The following is a 23732-nucleotide window of genomic DNA, read 5'->3' as shown; positions in this document are numbered from 1 at the left end:
TCGAACGAACGCCGCCGTTTTCTTTATTCGCTCTGGTAACCCTTGGCCTGTGTGGCGAACAGGCGGGCGTAGGTGCCACCGCTTGCGAGCAGTGACGTGTGGGTACCGGCCTCCGTGACTGCCCCGTCGTCCAGGACGACGATCAGATCGGCATCGCGCAGCGTACCGAGCCGGTGCGAGATCAGCACCGAGGTGCTTCCCGCCCGCAACGCGCTGATCCTGGCGTGCGACTCGGCTTCGGCCTCCGGATCGAGGCCCGCGTTCGGCTCGTCGAGGATCAACAGGTCTGCCTCGGCGCGGAGGAAGGCCCTTGCCAGCGCCAATCGCTGCCACTGTCCGCCGGACAGGACGACCCCGGTCCCGTCCGATCCGTCGTCATCGGCGAACATGCGGCTGAGCATGGTGCGGTAGCCGCCCGGAAGGTTCTCGACGACATCGTGGATGTCCGCACGCGCGGCAGCCGCGGTGATCCGAGCCGGATCCGCCAGCGCCGTGAGGTCGCCGAGCGCGATGTTCTCCGCCGCGGTGAGGTCATAGGACATGAAGTCCTGGAACACCGCACCAATACGATCCCGTAGCCGGGCCGGATCGAGATCGCGCAGGTCGACTCCGTCCCAGGTGATTCTGCCCTTCGTCGGGTCGTACATCCGGCACAGGAGTTTGACGATGGTGGACTTGCCAGCGCCGTTCTTCCCGACCAGACCCACGGCCATGCCGTACGGAATGGTGAGCGACACGCCTCGCAGCACCCACGGCAGGTCGTCGCCATAGCGGAACCACACGTCGTCGAGCACGATCCCGCGGCGCAGTTCCGGCGTCGGCACCGGGTGCTCCGCGATGGGCAGCTCTGGCGGAGCGCTGACCACGACGGTGTAGTGGGTGAAGATCATCAGCTGTTCGTTCGTCTGCGCCAGCAACGACACGATGCCCGCCACCGCCGTCTGCACACCCGCGACCGCGGCGATGAACATGGCGATGTCGCCCGCGGTCAGCTCACCGCGGCCTGCCGCGAGGATCGCCCAGACCAGACCCGTGCCCGCGACGGCGGCGGCGAAGAGCTCGAGGCCACTTTGGACGAACAGTTCGCGGCGGTCGAGTGCGCGCCGGGCGGCGTGGATACCCGACATCGTGCGCATCATCCTGCCGCGCAGGAAATCGCCGGTGCCGAACAGCCGGATCTCCTTGCTGGCGCGCTCATCGGACAGCAGCATCTGGTAGAAGAGCTCGCGGCGTTCGTCCGGGCTCAGCCGCGTCGTGGTGTTCACCCGGCGTTGTGTCAGCGCGAGCTCGGCGAAAAGTGTCGGCAGCGCGGCGACCAGGACGACGCAGGCGATGAGCGGGCTGATGACATACAGCGATCCGAACAGCCCGAGTGCCGTGATCGCGTTCCTGACCAGCTGCATCGTCGCGGTGGTCAGCTGCGCGGGAGCACTGTCGGCGGCTTCCGCCAGACGCAGCTGGTTGAGGAACCGAGGATCCTCGAACCGGCCGAGTCCGGGGAACCGGTTCACCGCCTGGTACAGCCGGTCCTTGGCCGCTCGGCTGATGCGCCGTTGCGCTTCCGCGGAGAGGTACTGCGTGAGCTGCGCAAGCGTCGCGGTCAACGCGCCGAGCACGGCAAGTGCGATCGCCAGCGGAAGCAGCGCGTCTGTCGCGGAGCCCCCGGTCACCGAGTCGATGACCAGCTTGGTCAGCCAGGTGATCGCGACCGGGAGTACCGCCCCTGCCAACGCGACCACGCTCAGCAGCCCCAGCTGCGCGGGTGCGCCCCGGAAGGCCAGCGCCACCGCGGGCGCCAACCCTCGCGCGGTACGCCACCTGTGCCCGTCCGGCACGTCCGTCGTCATGAGGCCTGACCCCGGGCACGTGCGCGCATCGACCTGGTGACCACACCGAGTACCGCATCCCCAGCGGTGAAGCCCCAGTGCCGGGAGTCCCCGCTGCGTGCCGGGTTGTCCCCGAGCAGCAGCAGCCGTCCCTCCGGCACCAACGCGCCGGCGAAGTCGATGTCGCCGTTTTCGGCCCAGCCGCGCCGGATGACCGGCGGTATCCGCTCGCCTGCCGTCGCGGCGGCGCGCTTGATCACCCAGGGCCCCGCCGTCGCGAACTCGTGGGAGTCCGGACGGGCGACGACGACCAGGTCACCGGTTCGGACCGCGGTCAGCGGAACGCGCCGGACCAGGACCCGGTCGCCGTCGTACAGGGTCGGTTCCATGCTCGGGCCCCGCACGTCGACCACCACCAGCCGCCGCGCCCGCAGGAGCAGCGCGAGGGACGCGGCCACCACGACGGCAGCGACTGTCCACATCACCGGGAGATCTCCGCCGGGGTTCGTCAGACCGGAGCGGGGACCGGCAGCGTGGTGAACTGGAGCGCGGTCGCGGTGATCCTGCCGGACGCGACCACGGCGTAGGTCGGGAACGCGGTCACGCCGAAGGCGGTGGCCACCGGCCCGTCGTATCCCTCGACGACGACCCGGGCGCCGTCGCTGAGGGTGCGGACCATCTCGGACGGGTCGTCATCGCCGTCGGCGACGACGACCGCGAGCACGCTGTCCTTGCCACCGGGTACTCCGGCGGCGTGTGCGGCGAACTTCGGCGCGTTCTCGGCGCAGGGTGCGCAGGACACCGAGAAGAAGCCGACCATCGTCTCCTCGGCCAGTGCGTCCCTGGTAACCGGAACACCGTCCGTGCTCACCGCGGTGAACTCGTCGACCTCCGAGCCGGGAGCCCGCATCGAATCCGCGGGCGCGCTCGCCATCGAGCCGTGCGGGATCTTCGCGATCGCCTGGTCATGCTCCTTCAGCCGGCGAATGACACCGAGCAGCAGCAACAAGTTCAGCACGCAGACAATGCCGACCACGGTCACCACAGCGGTGAGAAACGTCGTCACGGAATCCAGCCCCTCTTCAGTATTCTTGCTGAGCTACGACGTCGCTGTCGTCGCCCGGAACAGACTGATCAGGTCGTCGAGACGGGCGGTCAGCGCGACACCGATCAGCGCGGCGAAGGCGACCACGCACGCCAGCCCCAGGTCCAGCGACGACGCTTCCCCGAACGTGCCCGCGGCGATGCCGAGGCCACCGAACGCCGCGAGGACGCCGTTGCGGGCCACATGCTGCGTGCCGAGCGGCGTGTTCGACGCGCCGAAGCAACGGCACGGCGACCGCTGCCCCCGGCGCAGGGAGCGGACGACGGCCGCCGTCAGGACGGCGAGCAGGCCCACACTGGCGGCAAATCCCCACAGGACCAGCGCCGGGACGGCCAAGGCGAGCACGATGGCGAGCTCGGCCGCCACGGCGGCGACGGCGAGCTGTCGCGCCCGTGCCGCACGCGCTCCGGTCAGCCGGGCCGTCGCCGCCGTGAAATCGGCGAACGCGGTGCGCGAGTACAGCTTGGAGCCGGCGGACACGGCGAACACACCGCCCAGCAGGACCCGGCAGCCGAACTCCAGATACTCCACGCCCACCTCGCCACTTCGGCCACGTCGTATGGCCGCGATTCTGCTCAGGTGAAGATCACTTGGCAACGCCGTCGCACGAGACCGGCCGCGGGAGCGTCAGTCGGACGCGATCCGGTGGCCGTCAGGGAAGTCGGTGGAGCGGGACAGCTCCCACTCGAGTAGGCCCTTGTCGACCGTCGACCGTCGACCGTCGAGCGACCGGCGACGACCGGTCGCCGCGCGTCAGAACCCAGTACCAGGTGCACGAGCGGGTTCTTTGCCTCCAGGACTCGCAGGACAGCCGCCGCGGCCATGGCCGGGTTCCCCAGCTGGTTGCCGCTCGCTGCCTCCCGAGCCGCGCGGAGCGGCTCGAACAGCCTGTCGTAGTCCTATGGACCGTTCCGTGCGCACCATCGACCGGCCTGCCCAGTCTGGGCGGAACGAGCCGGGTTCGATGATCGTCACGTGCACGCCGAAGTCCTTGACCTCCGTGGCGACGGTCTCCAGAATCCAGCAGAGCGCTCGGGCGAGCGCCGTCGCGCCGGTTGGACCGTCCTCGTCGGGCAGCCCGGCCGCGACGAGGACACGGGCCATGGCGTCGGTGTTGCCTCCGCGGCGTCCAGGATCGCCTGTGACGTGGCACGCCCTGATCCGGTCGAACGGTTCGTCTTCACCGAATCGGGTGCACCTACGCGTTCCGCCGCGTTCCCGGGGCGGAATTGCTGAACCATGGCCCCCATGAACTTCGGCAGGATCGCGGTGGCGCTGTTGTGCGTGCTCGTCTCGGCGCTGAGTGGCGGCGCGGTCGCGGCGCACGCGGACACGCCGGCGAGGACGATCGCCCAGGGCCTGCACAGCCCGTGGGCGATCGCGTTCCTCCCCGGCGGCGACGCGTTGGTGACCGAACGGGACACCGCCCGGCTGCTGCGCGTGACGACTGCCGGCGCGGTGACCGTCGTCGGTGTGGTGCCTGGTGTGGTGCCGCGCCCACAAGGCGGGTTGCTCGGTGTCGCGGTGTCGCCGCGGTTCTCGACCGACCGGTACGTCTACGCGTTCGTCTCCGCCGCCCAGGACAACCGGATCGTGCGTTTCCGCTACCCCGAGGGCACCGGCATCACGGGGATCGAGACCGTGCTCGCCGGCATTCCCGTCGCCGACGCCGCCAACGGCGGTCGCCTGAAGTTCGGTCCGGACGGGATGCTGTACGCGACCACGGGCTTCAACTTCCGGCTCGAGTTCGCGCAGAACCCCGGCTCGCTGGGCGGGAAGATCCTGCGGATGACACCGGACGGCCGCCCCGCGCCGGGCAACCCGTTCCCGGGCTCTGTCGTGTGGACGCTGGGCCACCGCAACGTGGAAGGCCTCGCCTGGGACCCCTACGGCAGGGCCTACGCGACCGAGTTCGGCGAAGCCGCGTTCGACGAGCTGAACCGGATCAGGCGCGGCCACAACTACGGGTGGCCGCACGTCGAGGGATCCGCTGCCGACCCCCGCTTCACCAACCCCGAGCTGACCTGGCGAACGGGCGATGCGTCACCGTCGGGCGTCGCGTTCGCCGGCGGTTCCTTGTGGGTCGCCGGACTGGGTGGTGAACGGCTCTGGCAGGTCCCGCTGGGCGCCAACGGCCGTCCTGGCACGCCGGTCGCGCACTTCGTCGGGACGCACGGGCGGATGCGCGAGGTCGTGGTCGCGCCCGACGGTGCCCTGTGGGTGCTCACCAGCAACACCGATGGCATCGGCGTGGCACGCGCGGGCGACGACCGACTGCTCGTCCTGCCGGCGGACTTCACCCGGGGTGGGTAACCCGCGCTCCGGCGTGCGGAACCTCAGTGGCTCGACCACCTGTCAGGTGTCGAAAGGATGCTGTACGTGGGTATCAGGATGGGCGTTCGCGTGCTCCTCCCCTCCGGCCGGATCGCGCCGGAGCTGAACCTCACCGGGTCGGCTGACGCGCCTGGTCGAGATGACGAGGACACGGTCACGCTCGTGTGCGGCACCCGGCCCGAGCTGATCAAGCTCGCTCCGTTGATCCGCCTCTTCGGCCGAAGAGCGGCGGTCGTCTACACCGGACAGCACTACGACTCCTCGATGTACTCGCTCATCCGGCGGGACATCGCCGAGCCGGGCCGGTTCCACGAGCTCGCCGTCGGCGGTGCCAGCCGTGGCAGGCAGCTGGGGCAGTCGGTGGCCGCGGTCGACGAGATCCTCACGAACCACCCGACGTCGGCGGTGTTCGTCCAGGGCGACACCACCTCCGCGCTCGCAGGCGCACTGGCCGCCAACGCGGCCGAGGTCCCGCTGGTGCACGTCGAGGCCGGGTTGCGCAGCTACGACCGGGCGATGCCGGAGGAGCACAACCGCGTCCTCATCGACCACCTCGCCGACCTCTGCTGTGCGCCGACCGGACTGAACCGCGACAACCTGCTCGCAGAAGGTGTTGCGGCGGAACGGATCGCGGTGACCGGTAACACGGTCGTCGAGGCGCTGCGGTCCGCCGTGCCCAGCGCCGCCGAACAGTGCGACGCGCTGTCCGCGCTGGGACTGGTGCCGGACGGCTACATCGTGGCGACCATCCACCGGCCGGAGAACGTGGACGAGCCCGGCAGGCTCGCGAGCATCCTGCGGGAGCTGGCCCGGCTGCCGCTACCGGTGGTCCTGCCGCTGCACCCGAGGACGGGCAAGCGGATCGAGCAGTTCGGCATGGTTTCGCTGCTCGACGGGTTGCGGGTGGTCGAACCGCAGGCGTACCCGGCCTTCCTGGGCCTGGTGTGCGGCGCGGCGGTCGTCGTCTCCGACTCGGGCGGGATCCAGGAGGAGGTGAGCGTGCTCAAGCGTCCGGTCGTGGTGGTCCGGCGCAGTACCGAACGTCCCGAGATCGAAGGGACGTTCGGCACGTTGGTGCCGCCAGGGCCGCGGATCCACAGCGAGGTCCTCAGGTGGCTGGACGACGTGGCAGGCAACCGCGCCCGGCTGGCAGGCATCCCGTCGCCCTACGGGGAGGGCTCGCCGTCGGCACGCATCGCTGACGCGGTCCGGCGGCTGACCGCGGCCCCGTCGATGGTGGCGGCGACCTGATTGGCAAGCCGCACGCTCGAGTTCCAGCTGGTGACCTCGGGGTAGACGTGCGCGGTCGTCGCCAGCAGCAGCGGGGTGCCGGGCAGCTCGATGGGCGGTCGCTGCCGCAGGTAGCCGAGGGGGTACACCGGTTCCACGAAGGGCGCCTTGAAGACGTGGACCTCGTCGATGTCGTCGGCGGTGAGCGACAGTCCTGAGTAGAGGGTCCGCAGCTGTGCGGTCCACCGCGCGGCGATGCGGTCGTCATCCTCCTGGTAGAGCGCGGACTCCCGGTCCGTGTAGCGCATGGCGTAGGCCAGGTGCCTGCCGCCGTATGGAGCTGTTCCGGCGAGAGCGGACATCTCCACGACGCCGTCGAACTCGGTTCCCGACCGCACCACGGGTGTCCAGTAGTGCCCGGCGAGCGGCCTGCGGAGGAAGAACAGCGCGTTCACCACACCCTGGTACGGCAGCCGCCCGGTCGGCAGGCGGGTGGCCAGATCGTCGTCGGCGAGCTGCCGCAGCCGCGGCAGCGGCAGCGTGGACACCACCTGGTCGGCCTCGACCATTTCCTTGTCCGGCAGGGTGATGCGCGCCGATCCATCCACAACGGACAGCCGCTGGACCGGTGCGGACGTGCGCACCCTCGCGCCGCCTGCCTCGAGGGCCGCCCGCAGCCCGTCGATGACGGACTTGTAGCCGCGGGCCGGGTAGCCACGCGTGGCCACGTTGCCGTCCCGGCCGAGCCGCTGCCACAGGTACAACGCGGGTACGTCCCCGAAGGAGCGGCCGAACTTCGAGCCGAACATGGGAGCGAGCAGTGTCTCCCACACGGCGTTCCCGTAGAGCCCGCGCAGCCAGTCCTCGGTGCGGGTGTTGTCGAGGTCCTTGCCGCGGCCGAGCCTGCGCAACAGCAGGGACACCACACCGAACCGCAGCCGGTCGGGCAGCCCGAGCGGGGTGAACCGCAGGAGGTCCCGCGCGGTGTTGAACGCGTGGTGCTCGCCGTCGACGATCATGCCCATGTCGGTCCGGCGCCAGCGCACCTCGTCGGCGAGTCCCAGCTCCGCCAACAGGCCCAGCAGTTCGTCGTCGGAGGGCATCACGCAGTGGTAGAACCGTTCGACCCACCCGTCGCGCCACGGGAAGTAGGTGCCAAGACCACCGAGCTGCGCACTGCCCTCCAGTAGCGTCACCCGGTGCCCGCTCCTGGTGAGCCGGTGCGCCGTCGCCAGGCCGCAGATCCCGCCGCCGAGGACCGCGACATGCCGGGCCGTCGTGCTCGTCCCGGCCATCACAGCGCCCGGTAGGGCGCGGGCGCGAGCCGGTCGCGCAGCAGTAGCCGCAGGTACTGCAGCACCGTCCGCACCAGCTTGAGCTTGCTGGCGCCCGGTTTGCGGTCGTACCGGAGGTGCAGCGGCACCTCGCTGATCACCGGCCCGCAGTGGCGCAGCTTGAGCAGCAGCTCCACCATGCAGGCGAACCCCTGTTCCTCGATGAGGCGCTCACCCCAGTGGCGAGCGGCCCGGTCGAGCAGGCTGACCCGGTAGGCGCGGAAGCCACTGGTGAAGTCCCGCACCCCGTCGAGTCGCAGCGTGCGCCGCAACAGCACCGCGGCACCGCGGGACAGCAGCCGCCTGCCGAACGGGGCGCTCGTGTCGTCCCCGCCCGCGACGAACCGCGAGCAGATGGCCAGGTCCGCGCCTGCCGAGATCTCCGCCCGCAGCCGGGGGATCAGCGCCGGGTCGTGGGTGTCGTCGGCGTCCATGACGACCACGATGTCATCCCCGTCCGCGGCCGCCAGCACCGCGCGCAGGCCCGACCGCACGGCCTGACCGAGCCCCAGGTTGACCTCGTGCCGCACCAGCCGCACGTCGAGACCGGGTGCTCCCGCGGTGGCGGTGGCGGCGGTGGCGTCCGTCGAGCCGTCGTCGACCACCCAGACCGTCAGCTCCTCGGTGCGCGCGAGCTCGGCGAGCCTGCCGAACAGCGGCGGCAGCGCGGCCGCCTCGTTGTAGGCGGGCAGCACGACGTGCGCCCTGCCCGCGGTCTGCGCCGGTGCCGTGCCCGCCGCGGGCTGGCCGGCCGGTTTCTGCGCGTCGAGCACCTTGACCTCTTCGAGCGCCACGGGACCCCTCATTTGTCGATCCGCTTTCGGGTGGCGCAAAATTATCAACCCGGAGCCGACAGTTCTCGTGTCGCCCTCGACGTTTTCCGGGAAGTTCCGCCAATATCGGGCTTTGGTGGAGCTGAAAGAGCTCGACGCGAACACAGCAAATTCGCCCAAGGGAGTAATAACTTGACCTCGGACAGATTGCCTCGAACGCATTTCCTCGTAATAGTTCAGGCAGGGGTTACGAAGATCGCTTTCGGGTGTACTCGAATGGGTGATCGCAGTGAGGCGAGCGTGGCTCCGCCGAGCACGACCCGAAAGGGTGAACCATGTTGACCGCGGCGGGGGCGGCCGGTGCCGCGACGAGGAAGCGCAGGCCGGTCCGGCCCCGCGACCGGTCGGTGAGCCGGGTACCGGTCGCGGAGGCGCTGAGCCGGGTGAAGGCCGTCGCGGTGCTGCTCGTCGCCGTCGACGTGCTGGCGGTGGCCGCCGCGGCCACGGCCGTCACACCCCGCTGGGACTGGACGCTGGTCCTGGCGGCCACACTGCTCGGAGTCCGGGCGGGCAACCGGCTCTACCGCAGGCGGCTGTGGCTGTCGTGGCTGCACGACCTGCCACGCTCGGTCGCCTCGACGATGACGGCGTTCGCGCTGCTCACGGGTATCGCGCTGCTCACCGGGCAGGCCCCGGCCACCACCACTGCGGTGCAGACGGCGGTGCTGGCCTTCGCCGTCCTCGGCGAACCGGCCCGCTTCGGCGTCTTCGCGTTCGGGCGCTGCTGCCGGCGCAGGCTCGGCCGCTGCGACCGGACGATCGTGGTCGGCGCGGGCAAGGTCGGCACGGACCTGGTCAGAACCATGTTGCACCACCCCGAGTTCGGGCTGCGGCCGGTGGCCGTCGTCGACTCGGAACCCCGGTCCGACCCCGCGTCCCTGCCGGTCGAGCTGCTCGACGAGGACCTGTCGGCGGCGATCACCCGGCTGCGGGTGGGCACCGTCGTGCTCGCCTTCTCCCACGCCCGCGACTCCCCGGTGGTCGACGCGGCGATCGCCGCCCACCGGCTCGGTTGCGCCACCTTCGTCGTGCCCAGGATGTTCGAGCTGCACGAGGACGGGCCGCACATCGAACGGCTGCGCAGCTACCCGCTGGTCCGGCTGAGCACCGCGCCGACCAGCAGGCCGAGTTGGTGGGTGAAGCGTGGGCTGGACGTGGTGCTCGCCGCGGTGGCGCTCACCGTGCTGGCACCGGTGATCGCGCTGTGCGCGCTCGCGGTGCTGCTGGAGAGCGGCCGGCCGGTGATCTTCCGCCAGGTCCGGGTCGGCATGGACGACCGCACGTTCCAGCTCTACAAGATCCGCAGCGTCCGCATCGGCGACGTGGACGACTCCCAGAGCCGGTGGTCGGTCGTCGGCGACGCCAGGGTCGGCCCGGTCGGGCGGTTCCTGCGACGCACATCTTTGGACGAACTGCCGCAGTTGTGGAACATTCTGCGCGGTGACATGTCCATTGTCGGGCCGCGGCCCGAGCGGCCCGCTTTCGTGCGCGAGTTCTCCGCCATTCACGACCTCTACTGGGCGCGGCACCGGGTGCCGACCGGATTGACCGGGCTCGCCCAGGTGCACGGGTTGCGCGGCGACACGTCGATCGCCGACCGGGCCCGGTACGACAATTACTACATCGCGAACTGGTCCTTGTGGTTGGATGTGAAGATCGTGCTGTTGACGGTGGGTGAACTGGTGTGCAGGCGCAATCGTTGAACCGGCGGTGGCGCGGAGTTCTCGCCGGCGTTGCCGCGCTGGTTCTCGTGGTTTCGTGCGCGCCCGGCTGGGCGACGAACACCGTCGCGCCGCCGCCGAAGCCGCTCGCGCCGTGTGCGTGGTGGTACGGCATCGGCGAGCCGCCGACGGCCGCCGACCTGGAGGTCGCGGCCAAGCGCTACGACGTGGTGGTGCTCAACGCCACCGAGACCGCCGCCATGCGCAAGCTGCGTGAGCTGAACCCGAAGATCAAGGTGCTGGTGTACAAGGATCTCTCCAGCACCCGCAACTATCCCGGCGCCGTGCACGGGAACACCGACGCCACCTGGTTGCCGAGCGGCATCGGTTATTACGCCGCGCAGACCAAGCACCCGGACTGGTTCGCGCTCGACAACACGGGCGGGCGCATCGAGTGGCGCGGCTACCCGAAACACTGGCAGATGACGGTGTGGACGGTCGCCTACCAGCAGGCCTGGACCACCGCGGTGACCGAGGAGGTCACCAAGCAGGGCTGGGACGGGATCCTCGCGGACAACGACTTCAACTCGCTGAGGCACTACTCGTCCGCGGTCCTGGCAGGCACCGCGAACGCCGAGGAGACCGACCGGAAGCTGCGCGACGGCCTGGACGCGTTCCTGACCATGGTGGGCGAGTCGTTGGAGAAGGCCGGGAAGATGTTCGTGCCCAACGTGTCGGAGACGCGGCTGATCCCCGGCAGGTGGACGGCGCACTCCAGGTTCAGCGGGGCGATGGAGGAGAACTTCGGCTTCCGCGACGACGGCGGCACCGGTGAGCTGCTGACCTTCCAGGGCAACGAGTGGGAGGAACTGCGTGCGCAGGCGGCGCTCGGCGAGTCCTGGCTGCTGTTGCTCACCCGCACGCGGGGCGCCCGTGAGGAGCGCGCGGGCTACGCCAGCGCGGCCCTGCTGGCCGGGCCGCACACCTGCTGGACCCCGGCCACCACGGCGACCTACCTGAACCCCGAGTGGTCGAAGTTGCAGGACTCGGGGCTCGGGGAGGCCGTCGACGCGGCGACCCGGCAGCCGACCGGTGTCTGGACCCGCCAGTTCACGAACGGCTGGGTGGCGGTCAACCCCACCTCCGTCGCGGTGTCGGTGACCCCGCCAGCCGGGCTGGTCGACCCGGCGGGCAACCCGGTGTCCCAAGTGGACCTCGCGGCCGCGGACGGCTCGGTGCTGGTCAAACCGGCGGGTTGAGCAGCTCGCGGTACAGCTGGAGGTGGCGGCGCGCGGCGACCTCCGGCGCGAACCGTTGCCGCGCGCGGGCGGCGAGCAGGCGTCCGGCGCCCGCGGGGTCCGGGTCGGCGAACAGCTCACGCAGCCGCGCCGCGAGCCCGGCGACGTCACCGGGCCGGGCGAGCCTGCTGACCGCGCCCGGCACGTCGAGCATGTCGGCCACGCCACCGGTGTCGGTGGCCACCACCGGTTTGCCCGCGGCCATGGCCTCGGCCACGACGAGCGGCTGCTGCTCCATTGTGGACGGCAGGACGAGTGCGTCGTGCTCGCACAGCAAGGCGGGGACGTCGGTGCGGAACCCGAGGAACCGCACGCGGCCCGCCAGCTCCGGCCGGCTCGCGGACCGTTCCGCCTCCGCGCGCTGCGGGCCGTCGCCGATGACCGTGAGCGTCGCGTCCGGCGGCATGACACCGGGCATGGCCAGCGCGTCGAGCAGTGGCAGCAACCCCTTGCGTGCCACCAGGAGACCGGCGAACGCCAGCCTGCGCACCGGCCCGGCGGCCGGTCGCGCGGCGGGCAGGTGGACCGAGTTGTCGATGTGCGTCAACCGGTTGGCGGGCACCAGAAGACGTCGTCGCAGGAAATCACCCATCGCGTCGGCGGGCACGACCGTGTGGGTGACAGTCCTGGCCACCACGGCGTCCGCGGCGAGTACTGCCCTGGTGTAGGGGGAGGGGCCTGGTGCGCCGCGGACGCCGCGGAACCACGGCTCGGTGACGTCGTCCGGCACGCCGTGGTAGGTGTGCACCACGGGGTACCGCGTGCGGAGACGCGCGCACACCAGCCCCGCACGGCGGTCCTGGGCGTGCACCACGTCCGGCCGCCACGCGTGCACCGCGGCGCGCGCCGCCCGGCCGGCGCGGAGATCTCCCTTGCGCGCCACCAGAACCGGCTCGTGGTGGGCCGTGATCGACGCGGTGCCGCGGCTCGGCACCGGGCCGAACACGCGCACGTCGACCTCGCCGGTCGCGAGCAGCGCCCCGGCGAGGCCGACCGCGGCGTCGACCGGTCCGCCCCGGTCCTGTGTCAGCAGGTACGCGATGCGTGTGCGGCGGGTCATCCTGCTGCTCCCGGGTCGGTGAGTTTCTCGACGAGCGTGGCGATCCGCTCGTGCACGCGGTCGCCGCCGAACAGGTTGTCGACGCGGTGGCGACCAAGCAGGCCTTCGCGGGCGGCGAGCGCGGGGTCGGCCAGCCGGGTGGCGATCGCCCTGGCGAGTGCCGCCCCGTCGCCAGGGGGCACGACGGCGCCCGCGCCGCCGACGCTCTGCCGTACACCGCCGACGTCGAAGGCCACCACCGGGCGAGCGCAGGCCATCGCTTCGAGCGGCACCAGCGCCATCCCTTCCGCCCTGGAGGGCAGCACCAGCACGTCGGCGGCCGCGTAGTGCTCGGCGACCGCGTCGCTGTGTCCCCACCACCGCACGGAAGGGTGCGCGGCGACGGGGTGCCCGGTCCGCCAGCGGTCGCCAAGCGGTCCGTCGCCGACGAGCACGAGCCGGGCGGCCGGGACCTCGGCCAGGACGGCGGGCCACGCGGACAACAGCTGGTCCTGTCCCTTCTGCGCGGCCAGGCGGCCGACGCACACCGCGGTGGGTGCGTGCTCGGCGAGACCGAGTCCGCGGCGCGCGGCCGACCGGTCCGCCGGGCGCAGGCGGTCGGTGTCCACGCCGTTGCAGACCACCTCGGCGGCGGCGGTGACGCCCGCGGCCCGGCCCGCGGCCAGCTCGTCGTCGCTGACGCACACGAGCTGATGGGTCCACCGGGACGCGAACCGTTCCCACGCCGCGGCCGCGCTCCGCAGGGGACCGGGCGCCGACTGGAAGGACCACAGATGGGGCTGGAAGATCGTCGGCCGGGTGCCGCGCACGGCGAGTCTGCCCGCGAGGCCTGCCTTCGAGCTGTGCAGGTGCACGACGTCGGGGGCGAGCCGGTCGAGGATCCGGCGCAGGCGGGTCACCTCGCCTGCCGAGGCCGGTCCCGGACCACGGCTCGCCTGCCAGGCGTGCACGTCGATCCCGGCCTCGCGGGCCCGGTCGGCGAGCCAGCCGGTCCTCGGGCACACGAGGGTGACCGACCACCCGCGGTCGTGCTGCGCGGTGGCGAGCTGCAGCACCACCTTGGCCACCCCGGCGGTCACCGGCTGGGTCACGTGCGCGATCTTCACCGCCCACCGCCGGCCAGCGTCAGCGCGCGCAGCTCGCGGACCGCGGCTCGCTGGGTGAGCAGGGAGCCGCCCGCGTAGGCCACCACCAGCGCCAGCGCCTCGGCCAGCACCCCCGCCACAGTGCCCGGCGGTCCGAACAGCCGGTCGGCGAGGACCGCGACGGCGACGCACGGCACGGCGGCACCGAGCACCGCCGCGGTCATCGCGGCCAGCTCCGCGGTCGGGAAGGCGAGCGCGAGCCGGGTCAGCACGCACCAGGTGAGCACGACCAGGAGCCACGCCGCGGCGACCTGCGCGGCGGCGACCGCCACCATGCCGTGCCGGGTGACCAGCACGAGTGCCGCGCCCAGCGAGACGAGGTGGGTGACCTCGAGCAGGAGGTAGCACCGCGCCTGCCCGGCCGCCTTGATCACCTGGTACCAGCTCTGCAGCAGGCTGATGGCGAGGCCGTAGGCGCACAGCAGGACGAGGACCGGCGTGGCGGGGGCCCAGCGGTCGCCGAGCAGCACCACCCGGTCGGCCAGCAGCGCGATGACCAGGTACAGGCCCGCGGTCACCACCAGCGTCGCGCGGGTGAACCGGGCGGTGGCCGCGGGCAGCGCGGCGCGGTCGCCGTCCCGGACCAGCTTGGTGTACACCGGGAACGCGACCGCGGCCAGCACGATCGCCACCATGATGTAAGGCACCCAGGCGATCCGGTAGGCCAGCGAGTACACGCCGACCGCGGCCGGGCCGAGCACGTGCCCGATCGCGAGGTAGTCCACGTTCACCAGCACGATCGCGACGAGCGCCGCCGGGCCGACGACGGCGATCCAGCCCAGGGCCTCGCGGGCTGCCCCGGCGTCCCATGCCGGGCGTGGTGGCACCCCGACCACCGCGCCGAGAACCGGCTGCGCGACCGCTGTGCACAGCAGGCCGGCGACCAGCGCGACGGGTCCGGCCCCGGTCACGGCGAGCACGACCGTCACGGCCGCGCCGAGCACCGCGCTCCCCGCGTCGGGCAGCAGCCTGCGGCGGAAGTCCAGCCGCCGGTGCATCACGGCCATCTGCACCCCGCCCGCCGCGGTGAAGGGCAGGCTGACCGCCGCGAGCCGCACGAGCGGAGCCGCGTCCGGCGCGCCGAGCAGGGCCGCGACCGGCGCGGCGGCCGCCACGAGCACCGCGGCGAGCGCGAGCCCGGTGCCCACGCTCAACGTCAGCACGGTGCCCGCCAGCCGGTCCGGGTCGCGCTCGGTGCGGCCGATGACGTCGTAGACGCCCATCGCCTGGATGACCTGGCCGATGTTCACGACCGCGACGGCCAGGGCCACGGAGCCGAGCCCGCCCTCGGTGAGGGTGGCCGCCAGCACCAGGGTCACGACCACCTGGCTGCCCTTGCTCACCAGGTTGACCAGCCCGAGCCACAGCGTGCCCCGGACCGCGTGGCTGCCGATGCCGGCGGTCACCCTGCCCGTCCGGCAGTCCATTCGGGCCGTCCGGCGGCGGAGAGGGCCTCGGACCGGGCCGCCAGGGCGGCCCGGGTGTGCCGCGCCGCGAACACGACGAGCACGAGCCACGCGGCCACGACGGCCACACCGTCGAGGGTGACCGCCGCCCGTGCGGAGAACAGTGCCCGCACCGCCGAGTCCACGACGTGCAGGTGCGCGAACGGGACGGCGAGTGCCGCGACGGCGAGACCGGCCAACGGCCAGCCGCGCTCCCGTCGGCGCCGCCACCACACCACCGCGGCCAGCGTCGCCGCGGGCACCGCGAGCAGCACGTCACCCGGCTGGTGCACCACGGCCACGACCACGGCGAGGCAGGTCAGCAGGTCGGCGACCGCGGTGGCGTCCGCGTCCCCCAGCCGGTCGAGCCGCCGCACCAGCAGCACGCTCACGGCGAGGACGCCTGCCAGCGCCACCGGTTCCGCGGCGGGTGCCAGCCAGTCGGTGAGCCGGTAGAGCACGGCCGCCAGGTCGACGCGCTGCCCGGTGGGGGAGTCGACCGCACCGTAGTCCGTGCCGGTGGCGTAGGTGAGGTTCGCGGCGGCCGCGTCGAGGAACGGCCCGACACCGCCACCGCGCAGGACCAGCAGCACGACGACCGGCAGGCTCGCGATCGCCGCGACGGCCGTGCCCGCCAGCGCCGTCGAGCGAGAGCCGCGGGCGAACAGCAGGATCGTGAGTGGCAGGCCGAACTGCGGTTTGAGCCAGGCCAGTGCGAGCGCCACCGCCGCCAGCCGCGGATGGCTGGACCGGGCCAGCAACGCGCCCGCCGCGCCGACCACGACCAGCGGGTTCACCTGGCCGAGGTAGAGCTGGGCTTTGCCGACCTGGCTCAGCACCAAGAGCGTGGCCAGCACCGCGGTGCCGAGCACCAGCGGCACCCGTGACCGGAGCCTGCTCGCCGCCATGCCGGCGAGCACCACGAGCAGCAGCAATGAGACGACGGCGAACGCCACCGCGCCCACGCGGTAGCCCGGCAGCGCGAACGGCAGGTGCAGCGCGAGGTGGTAGGGCTGGTAGAAGTTGAAGATCTGCCGTACCGGCCAGTGCGCGAACATCGCGGCCGGGTCGTACGGGTTGCCGCCCGCCAGGAACTCCCGGAGGGGGAAGTAGAGCGCGTCGCGGAAGTCCTGCATCCGCACCTCTGACCGGTTCGCCATCGTGGGCAGCGGCACCTGCCAGGACGGCCGCAGCGCCCACCACGCGCCGAACGCGCCGACCACGGCGGTGACGGCGAACGCGACCCGGAACCTGGTGCTCATGCGAGGACCACCGCGACCACGACGACGGCGCCCGGCAGCACCCCTGCCACGGCACCCAGTTCGTCCTGGCGCCTGCCCGCGCGGGCCACCACGACGACCGCGTCGGCCGACGGTTCGGCGGACGTTTCGGCGGACATGCCGGGCAACTGGCCGGCCAGCGCCTCCGCCTGGGCCGCCAGGTCCGGCGCCACCGGGACCACCCGGACGGGCCGGGCGGCGGCGTCGCAGAGTGTGCGCAGGCGCCCGGCCAGTTCCGGGTCGGTCGCGCTCAGCGTGGTCACGGGCCTGCGGACCCCGGCGGCGGCGAGTGCCGTGTGCACCGCGTGCTCACCGGCCCGTCCCCGGCGCAGGTGCCGCAGCGCGCCGGTCGCCACCCCGGCCACCGCGGCGGCGGCGAGGGCCAGCCCGAGGCCCAGCGGCCGGTCCGGGGCCACCTGGGTGATGTCGGGTCGCTCGTCGAGCAGCCGGAGCGCACCGGCCGGGGCGAGCAGGTCGGCGTCGATCATCGCGCGGGCGATCGCGGTGGCCGCGGCACCGGACTGCTCGGCGGACGGCCCGATGACCGCGAGACGCGCCAGCCCGGACGCGGGCACCAGCTCCACCGATAACCCGTCGCTGAGTTCGTCGGGCGGGAGGCCGGTCGTCGCGGCGGCGGACCCGACCACCGACGGGCTGCGTGCCAGTTCGACGAGTGCGGGCAGGGTGAGGGCGACGACCTCGCCGTACTGCGGCACGGCGGCGGTGCCCGGTGCGGCCGGCTCGGCGAGGAGCCCGACCCTGGCCTGGTACCGGTCGCCCCGCAGCTCGGTCACGAGCAGGACGAGCAGGCCGACGAGCACAGCCGCCACGAGCCCCGCCACGGCGGGCCGCCTGGCGTACGACAGTACTTTGTGGACAGTGGCGGCGGCGGTCGGCGTGGTCGTGGGTGCCGGGTCCGGCACCGGGGCGGGTGCGGGGGTGGCCTTGTTCGTGGTGGTGCGCGTGGCTTTGCGCACGGCGGGCCTGTTCGCCGGGCGCTTCCTGGTGGTGGTCTTCACCGTCGTCTCCCTCGGATCGCGGCCCGCAGCAGCTCGTCGTAGGACCTCATGAACGTGTGTGGGTCGTGCCCGCAGCGGATCGTCGCGAGACCCGCTGCCGCGGCGGCGTCCCGGGCGGCCGGGTCGAACAACAGGGCGTCAAGCGCCTCGGCGGTCGCCGCCGGGTCGCGGCGCGGCACGACGATGCCGCCGCCCCCGGCGAGCACGGCACGCACCCCGGAGACGTCGGTGGCCACCACCGGGCGGCCCGCCGCCATCGACTCCAGCACCGCGACCGGCATGCCCTCCCAGTCACTGGTGAGCACCGTGACGTCGGCGGCGGCCAGCAGGTCGGGCACGTCGGCGCGGGTGCCGAGGAAGCGGACCCGGCCGGTCAGCGCCAGTTCCGTGCAGCGGTGTGCCAGTTCCGCGCGCAGGCTGCCGTCACCGGCGAGCAGCAGGACCGCGTCGCCGCCGAGCTTCGCCCAGGCGTCGAGCAGGACGTCGTGCCGTTTCTGCGGTTCCATGCGTGCCACGCACAGCGCCACCGGCACGTCCTGGACGATGCCGAGTGCCGCGCGGACCGTGTCGCGGCCTGCCGTCGCCTGCTGGGGGAAGACCGCGTTGGGGATCACCACGGGGTCGGGGAGACCGGCGGTTCGCAGCCGCTCCGCCGTGGCGCCGGCGACGGCGATCACGGTGCGCGCGGTGTGGCGGAGGATCCGGGCGGCACCGGGGTAGTCCGCGTCGGCGAGCCCGTGGCACACCGTCACGACCGGCACCGCGCGGCCCGGCGCCACGGCCAGCCGGGCCACGAGGGTCGCGGAGACGTTGTGTGCCAGCACGACATCCGGGCCGAACCGGCGGACCGCCGCCCGGGTTGCCGAGGCCGCCCGCAGCACGCCCGCGGCCCTGCGCCGGGCCACCGGCACGGTGAACGTGGGCACGCCGCGGGCCCGCAGCGCGTCGGCGCGGTGCCCGCCGCCGCTGGCGACAGCCGACTCCCACCCGACGGATCCGCCAGCCATTGCCATGCCCGCGACGAGCGTCTCGGCGCCGCCGCTGCCCATCTCACTGATCACGTGGAGCACCCGCACCGGCGCTCCTCCCTTCTCGACGAGTACGCAGCGCGGCCGCGACCGAGACGGCGATCAGCAGCCACAACGGCAGGTAGTACTGCTCGGACAGGAAAACGGCGCCGATCGCGACGGCGACCACGCTCGCCTGCACCGCGACCATCGGCCTGCGGTCCACTGTGGACCGCAGCACGTGCTCACTCGACACCATCGCGATGGCGGTCAACGCGAGGAACAAGCAGAACGCGGGCAGGCCGAGCTCGGCTGCCACCTCAAGGAACATGTTGTGCGCCACCGGTGTCTGCTCAGCGATCTCCGCGTTGTGCGACGCGGCGGCGTACTCGGCACGGAACCCGCCGGGCCCGACGCCGAGCAGCGGGTGCTCCGCGAGCATGCGCGCCGACGCCTGCCAGCGAAGCTCCCTGGTGTCCACATTGGCACCGGCGATGAAGCTCTTCTCCCGCAACGACCGCGCGAGGTGCGGACCGGCGAGCAGCGCCGTGGCGCCCGCCGCGACCACCACCGCCGCGGCCGCGCCCGCGAGCACCTTCGGCGACAGCGCGCGGCGCAGCACCAGCCAGCCGACGGCCGCGGTGAGCGCGAGCGCGCCGCCGCGGGAGAAGGTCGCCGCCGCACCGGCCACGAGCACGGCGGCCGCGACCGTGACCGCGAGGACGTGCCGTGGCGCCGGTTCGGCAGGCAGTACCGCGGCCAGCAGCGGCACCGCGGTCACCACGACGAAGGCGAGGTCGTTGGGGTCGGCTAGGGGCCCGGTCGCGCGTGCCGCGCCCGCCACGACAAGGCTGTGGAGCGCCCCCGCGCCCGCCACCGTGGCGCCGGCGACCGCCGCGATCAGGAGCGCGCGGATCGGCACGTCGGTGGCCGCGACGTCGATCAGGACCACCGCGACCGCGACGAAGGGCAGCCACCGGATCGTGTACTCGACGGTGAACGGCCCGTCCGCGTGCGCCGCCGCGGACGCCAGCACCAGCACCGTGAAGGCGGCGAGCACCACGTGGACCGCGTGCGGCCGCGGCATCTCCCGCCGCCGCAGCCGCACCACGGCCCAGGCCGCGATCAGCAACGCGGGCGGCAGCTTCGCGAGCTGGGCGTGCACCGAGGCGAGGTAGCCCTCGACGGGCGCCAGGGCTACGGTCGCGCAGGCGAGCACGCGGAGGACGGTCGTGCCGGCCGGGACCCGGAGGGCGTGCGGCGTGGTCATGTGCCGCGTCCCAGTTCGCGGACGTCCCGCTCGCGGCGCGGCGGGCCAGCGCGGGTGACGTGCTCGCCGGTGCCCACCACGGTGAAGCTCGCGCGCACGGTGGTCAGCATCCAGCTCAGCAGTGCGACCTTCCGCGCGGTCGGCACGCCCATGCCGGGGAAGAACGCCATGCCCGGCGCCTCGGCGGCACCCAGCACGTCGGTGGGGTGCACCAGGAGCGACGGGGACACGCCCAGTGCCCGGCACAGCCGCAGTGCCGTGGCGAAGTAGCACCGCGCCAGTCGTGGCGAGATCTGGTGCAGCTGCAGGACATATGCCCCGTGGATCGGGACGCGGAGCAGCGGCATCGTGGTCACCGGCAGCTCCACGAGGTCCGCGCGGTCCGCGCCGGAGCCGGTTCGCCAGCGGTAGGCGGAGTTGGGTGCGAGGACCCGGGAGAAGCCGCCGAACAGCTCGTCGCGCCGGGCGTCCCCCGGCGGCGCGGTGCGGTTGTGGAAAGCCCGGGCCAGTGGGCCGATCCAGGTGGGCAGTGTGCTCGCGTCATAGGTGTAGCCGCGGTCGGCGAGCACCTCGACGAGCGTGGGGGAGACGCTGAAGCCGGGGCCGCGGAACCCGACCGGTCGCGGCGCGCCTGCGGCGACGATCGCCTCCTCCGTCCTCGCCAGCTCGGCCTCCAGCTCCGTGCGGGAGTACCGGTGCAGCCACGGCTCGTGGCGGTAGGAGTGGTTCGCGACCTCGTGGCCCTCGGCGGCGAACGCCGCCACCGCCTTGGCGCCGTCCTCGCGTTCGACGTCGGCGCCGACCGCGAACACCGTGCCGGTCACGCCGTGCTCCCCGAAGAGCTCCAGCAGGCGGGGTGCGGCGGTGGGCAGGAAGCTCGGCATCCGCTCCCATTCCGCGTCACCGTGGGTCTTGAGGTACGCCCAGAGGTTGTCCAGGTCGAGCGACACGCTCGCGAGCGGCCGGGTGGTCACACCGCCTCCCGCGCGGGTTCGCGCGCCACGACCGGGCGTCCGGCGGAACCGAGCACCAGCACCCCCAGCACGACGAGCGCGAGACCGAGCACGACCGACCACTGCCTGCCGGGGGCGACCCGGTCACCCAGCGCGGCGATGCCCACCACCGAGGTGAGCACCATGGAGGCGGCGTCCATCGTCGCCACTGTCGAGGTGGCGGACCCCCTCGCCAGCGCCACGGTCATGCACGCCTGGCCGAGTACCGCCGCCATCAGCATCAGCCAGGTCAGCGGGTTCAGGGGCAGCTGGTGCAGGGGCTCGTCGGCCAGCGACCGGCCGCTGATGGCGACCACCGCGAACGCCAGACCGGCCAGCAGCGCCAGGAACAGGACCGAATCCGTGCGGCAGGCCCGGATCGCGACCAGGCCGATCAGCAGTGGCAGCCCGAGCAGCACCCAGCCGAGCCCGGCCGGGATGTCGTGCGCGATCGACGGCACCGACGCGGTGGCCAGCAGCACGAGCCCGGCTGCCAGCACGCCCAGCATCGCGACCTCGACGGGTCGGACCCGCCAGCCGAGTGCCAGCACGCCGAAGGCGGTGGCGAGGCCGACGGCGCAGGAGGAGCCTGCCTGCACGAGGTACAGCGGCAGCTCCGCACGGGCGAGGAAGGCGAGTGCGAACCCGCCGACCTGACCGGCGAACCCGAGTTGGTACAACCGGTCCGTGGCCAACCGGGCGAGCAGCCCGAGCCCCGCACCACGTCGATCCGCCCGCCGGGCGGCGACGCTCTGCGCGACGATTCCCATCCCGTACATGGCGGTCGACACCGCGAGTTCGATGTGTGCGAGCACGCTACAACCCCTTGGGAATGCCTCACCGCCCGGCTTTCGAGCGATCGTCGCTTCGATGGAGGCGAATCGTACGGTTCAGATTTCGCAAACCCGTCAGAAGGACATTCCCGCGTTGTCTTATGACAGTCTGTTGCAATCAACCCTGGTCAGGGGCACTCGAAAGTGGAGGGTTGACCACGCTTTCGAGAACTTACAAGGATGGTTTGCGCGATTTTTGGTCTGGACCACCTGGTGGTCTGGACCATAGACTGGCTGACAGCCGCGTTTTCCTTGATCGGGCAAGGAGTTGTCGACGATGACCGCACGCCGCTCGTTCTCGCTCGCGTTCGCACTGGCCGTAGCCGCGTCCTCGGGCCTGGTGCCCGCGGTACAGGCGGCACCGGCCGCGCCGGAACCCACCGGCTGGCAACGCATGCTGGCACAACAGCCGCTCGTCCACGCCGCCGAGACCATCCAGGCCGAGGTCGACCGGGGCTCGGATCAGGGCTTCGCGGGCATCGTCCTCGAGGAGGACCACGTCGCGCTCTGGTGGAAGGGGCAGGTCCCGGCGGGCGTCGCCGCCGCCGTGGCGGCGGCGGCGAGACAGGCGCCGGTCGAGATCGAACAGGCCGCGTACTCCAACGCCGAGTTGCAGGTCGCCGCCGAGATGATCGAGACGCGCAAGGGCGCGAAGTCTCCCGTGCACGCCGTGAAGATCCCCGCTGACGGCAGCGGCCTGGTGCTGGGCACCACCGAGGCCGTCGCGACCCGCGCGCTCACCACGCTGGTCGACGTGCCGGTCCGCACCGTGGTCGAGGAGCCGCTCGCCCCGGTGTCGCGCCAGAACGACAGCCCGCCGTGGAAAGGCGGCGCGACGATCGTGCTCGGCAACGCCGCCTGCACGTCAGGCTTCTCGGTCCGCAACGGCAACAACGACCGCTTCCTGCTCACCGCGGGCCACTGCGGCAACCCCGGCACCCGGGTGACCGACCCGACCGGCGAGTACATCGGCACCGCCGGTGCCAAGCACGGCGACCACGACATCATGCTGATCCCCACCGGGAACGTGACGGCACAGCAGTACGTCGGCGGCGGCGACAGCAACACCACCGTGCCCGTCCGGGGATGGGGTGACGTGTTCACCGGCGAGATCCTGTGCCAGTCCGGGGTCACCAGCGCGCGCGAGACCGGCGGCCCGGTCTGCGACATCAAGGTGCTGTTCTTCTACGCCGACCGCGAGGACCTCGTGGAGGGCGAGCAGATGAACGGCCAGCCCGCCGCACGGCCCGGCGACAGCGGTGGCCCGGTCTACGGCCCGTCGTCGGCGGGCGGCGTCATCGCGAAGGGCACCGTCACCAGGACGGCGGGCGCCCGCATCGGCTTCCAGGACTTCCGCACCGCGAACCGCGACTTCGGCGTGTACATCCCACTCTGAGCCGCCGCGATCCCGGCCTTGCTACTATCTGCACTCGATGTGCAAATAGTTCGACGGGGTGGTGCCGGTGGCCGTGCTCGCGGACGGGCGTGCGCTGCGCGCCGAGCGCACGCGCGAGTCGATCATCGACGCGCACATGGCGCTGATGCTCGACGGTGACCTGCAGCCCACCGCCCGGCGGATCGCCGAGCGGGCGGGTGTCTCGCTGCGGACGTTGTGGGGGCACTTCAAGGATCTCGAGACGTTGTTCGCCGCGGCGGGGCACAAGGCGTTGGAGATCCAGTACACCGGCTTCCGGCCGGTTCCTGCCGACCAGCCCCTCGCCGACCGGATCGAGCAGTTCTGCCTGCAGCGGGCCCGCATGCTCGACGTCATCGCGGGCGCCTCCCGGGCCGCGCAGGTCCGGCTCCCCTTCTCCGCGCAGCTGCGGCGCAACCGGGCCCGGCACAACGAGCGGCTGCGGGCGGAGGCCGGGGAGTTGTTCCGCGCGGAGCTCGCAGGCGACGACGAGCTCCTGACCGCCGTGCTCGTCGCCACGACCTGGCCCGCCTGGATGGGGTGCCGGGACGACCTCGGGCTGTCCGTTGCCGAGGCCACCGCCGTCATGCGGCGGGCCGTCACCGCGCTGCTCGCCACACGGGAAGGTCACTGACCATGGCACGCG

Annotated in this window: 21 protein-coding genes; 6 read left to right on the top strand and 15 right to left on the bottom strand. The window is 72.5% G+C overall.

The features are described from left to right. Positions 1-23: 23 nt before the first annotated feature. The 4 genes from FHR82_RS10710 to FHR82_RS10695 are packed head-to-tail and all read right to left on the bottom strand — an operon-like array spanning position 24 to position 3462. On the bottom strand, positions 24-1847 hold the full coding sequence (locus FHR82_RS10710; protein ID WP_184810109.1) for an ABC transporter ATP-binding protein: 1824 nt from the start codon (positions 1845-1847) through the stop codon (positions 24-26). After that, positions 1844-2308, bottom strand: a complete 465-nt coding sequence (locus tag FHR82_RS10705) for a S26 family signal peptidase (RefSeq protein ID WP_184810482.1) — start codon at positions 2306-2308, stop codon at positions 1844-1846. Before FHR82_RS10705 ends, FHR82_RS10710 begins: the two co-directional genes overlap by 4 nt. 26 nt (positions 2309-2334) lie before the next feature. Then, positions 2335-2892 (bottom strand): TlpA family protein disulfide reductase, encoded by a 558-nt coding sequence (locus FHR82_RS10700; RefSeq protein ID WP_184810108.1) that lies wholly within the window; start codon positions 2890-2892, stop codon positions 2335-2337. A gap of 33 nt (positions 2893-2925) precedes the next feature. Next, positions 2926-3462, bottom strand: coding sequence for a MauE/DoxX family redox-associated membrane protein (locus FHR82_RS10695; protein ID WP_184810107.1), 537 nt, complete (start codon positions 3460-3462; stop codon positions 2926-2928). A gap of 717 nt (positions 3463-4179) precedes the next feature. On the opposite strand from FHR82_RS10695, the gene FHR82_RS10690 reads away from it, so the two are divergent. Both FHR82_RS10690 and wecB read left to right on the top strand, forming a co-directional pair. Beyond that, entirely contained in the window at positions 4180-5244 is a 1065-nt protein-coding gene (locus FHR82_RS10690; protein WP_184810106.1) for a PQQ-dependent sugar dehydrogenase, read from the top strand. Between the two features lie 57 nt (positions 5245-5301). Next, entirely contained in the window at positions 5302-6516 is a 1215-nt protein-coding gene (gene wecB, locus FHR82_RS10685) for a non-hydrolyzing UDP-N-acetylglucosamine 2-epimerase (RefSeq protein WP_225943787.1), read from the top strand. Here wecB and FHR82_RS10680 read toward each other — a convergent pair. Next, positions 6432-7790, bottom strand: a complete 1359-nt coding sequence (locus FHR82_RS10680; RefSeq protein ID WP_184810105.1) for an FAD-dependent oxidoreductase — start codon at positions 7788-7790, stop codon at positions 6432-6434. The two genes, wecB and FHR82_RS10680, sit on opposite strands and share 85 nt — an antisense overlap. Then, a complete protein-coding gene (locus FHR82_RS10675; protein WP_311771009.1) occupies positions 7790-8623 on the bottom strand; it encodes a glycosyltransferase in 834 nt (277 codons plus the stop codon). Before FHR82_RS10675 ends, FHR82_RS10680 begins: the two co-directional genes overlap by 1 nt. Positions 8624-8937: 314 nt before the next feature. On the opposite strand from FHR82_RS10675, the gene FHR82_RS10670 reads away from it, so the two are divergent. Then, on the top strand, positions 8938-10365 hold the full coding sequence (locus FHR82_RS10670; protein WP_184810103.1) for a sugar transferase: 1428 nt from the start codon (positions 8938-8940) through the stop codon (positions 10363-10365). Then, positions 10347-11582, top strand: a complete 1236-nt coding sequence (locus FHR82_RS10665) for a putative glycoside hydrolase family 15 protein (RefSeq protein WP_184810102.1) — start codon at positions 10347-10349, stop codon at positions 11580-11582. The genes FHR82_RS10670 and FHR82_RS10665 overlap by 19 nt, the downstream gene beginning before the upstream one ends. Here the strand turns inward: FHR82_RS10665 and FHR82_RS10660 are convergent. Genes FHR82_RS10660 through FHR82_RS10620 form a run of 9 tightly spaced genes read right to left on the bottom strand, consistent with a single transcriptional unit; the run spans position 11566 to position 21654 of the window. Continuing rightward, positions 11566-12681, bottom strand: coding sequence for a glycosyltransferase family 4 protein (locus FHR82_RS10660; protein WP_184810101.1), 1116 nt, complete (start codon positions 12679-12681; stop codon positions 11566-11568). The two genes, FHR82_RS10665 and FHR82_RS10660, sit on opposite strands and share 17 nt — an antisense overlap. Beyond that, complete coding sequence (locus FHR82_RS47345) at positions 12678-13787, bottom strand: glycosyltransferase (protein ID WP_184810100.1); 1110 nt, start codon at positions 13785-13787, stop codon at positions 12678-12680. The genes FHR82_RS10660 and FHR82_RS47345 overlap by 4 nt, the downstream gene beginning before the upstream one ends. Continuing rightward, entirely contained in the window at positions 13784-15232 is a 1449-nt protein-coding gene (locus FHR82_RS10650) for an oligosaccharide flippase family protein (RefSeq protein ID WP_311771008.1), read from the bottom strand. The genes FHR82_RS47345 and FHR82_RS10650 overlap by 4 nt, the downstream gene beginning before the upstream one ends. Next, positions 15229-16533 carry a glycosyltransferase 87 family protein gene (locus FHR82_RS10645; RefSeq protein ID WP_184810098.1) on the bottom strand — a complete coding sequence of 435 codons (1305 nt, stop codon included), beginning with the start codon at positions 16531-16533 and terminating at the stop codon, positions 15229-15231. Before FHR82_RS10645 ends, FHR82_RS10650 begins: the two co-directional genes overlap by 4 nt. Next, the gene (locus FHR82_RS10640; protein ID WP_311771007.1) at positions 16530-17570 is read right to left on the bottom strand and encodes a hypothetical protein; all 1041 of its coding nucleotides are present in this window, start codon (positions 17568-17570) and stop codon (positions 16530-16532) included. The genes FHR82_RS10645 and FHR82_RS10640 overlap by 4 nt, the downstream gene beginning before the upstream one ends. Beyond that, positions 17567-18646, bottom strand: a complete 1080-nt coding sequence (locus FHR82_RS10635) for a glycosyltransferase (protein WP_311771006.1) — start codon at positions 18644-18646, stop codon at positions 17567-17569. The genes FHR82_RS10640 and FHR82_RS10635 overlap by 4 nt, the downstream gene beginning before the upstream one ends. Beyond that, positions 18621-19847: an O-antigen ligase family protein gene (locus FHR82_RS10630; RefSeq protein ID WP_184810097.1), complete on the bottom strand. Its 1227-nt coding sequence runs from the start codon at positions 19845-19847 to the stop codon at positions 18621-18623. Before FHR82_RS10630 ends, FHR82_RS10635 begins: the two co-directional genes overlap by 26 nt. Further along, positions 19844-20821: a polysaccharide deacetylase family protein gene (locus FHR82_RS10625; protein ID WP_184810096.1), complete on the bottom strand. Its 978-nt coding sequence runs from the start codon at positions 20819-20821 to the stop codon at positions 19844-19846. The genes FHR82_RS10630 and FHR82_RS10625 overlap by 4 nt, the downstream gene beginning before the upstream one ends. Continuing rightward, positions 20818-21654: a hypothetical protein gene (locus FHR82_RS10620; protein WP_311771005.1), complete on the bottom strand. Its 837-nt coding sequence runs from the start codon at positions 21652-21654 to the stop codon at positions 20818-20820. The genes FHR82_RS10625 and FHR82_RS10620 overlap by 4 nt, the downstream gene beginning before the upstream one ends. Before the next feature lie 295 nt (positions 21655-21949). On the opposite strand from FHR82_RS10620, the gene FHR82_RS10615 reads away from it, so the two are divergent. Continuing rightward, positions 21950-23068 carry a S1 family peptidase gene (locus FHR82_RS10615; protein ID WP_184810095.1) on the top strand — a complete coding sequence of 373 codons (1119 nt, stop codon included), beginning with the start codon at positions 21950-21952 and terminating at the stop codon, positions 23066-23068. A gap of 67 nt (positions 23069-23135) precedes the next feature. Further along, positions 23136-23720, top strand: a complete 585-nt coding sequence (locus FHR82_RS10610; protein ID WP_311771004.1) for a TetR/AcrR family transcriptional regulator — start codon at positions 23136-23138, stop codon at positions 23718-23720. The last annotated feature ends 12 nt before the right edge of the window (positions 23721-23732 follow it).

It is taken from the genome of Actinophytocola algeriensis, assembly GCF_014203735.1.
GTDB classification, from domain to species: domain Bacteria; phylum Actinomycetota; class Actinomycetes; order Mycobacteriales; family Pseudonocardiaceae; genus Actinophytocola; species Actinophytocola algeriensis.
Note: the sequence above shows the minus strand (reverse complement) of the source record. Positions and strands in the feature narration are given on the sequence as shown.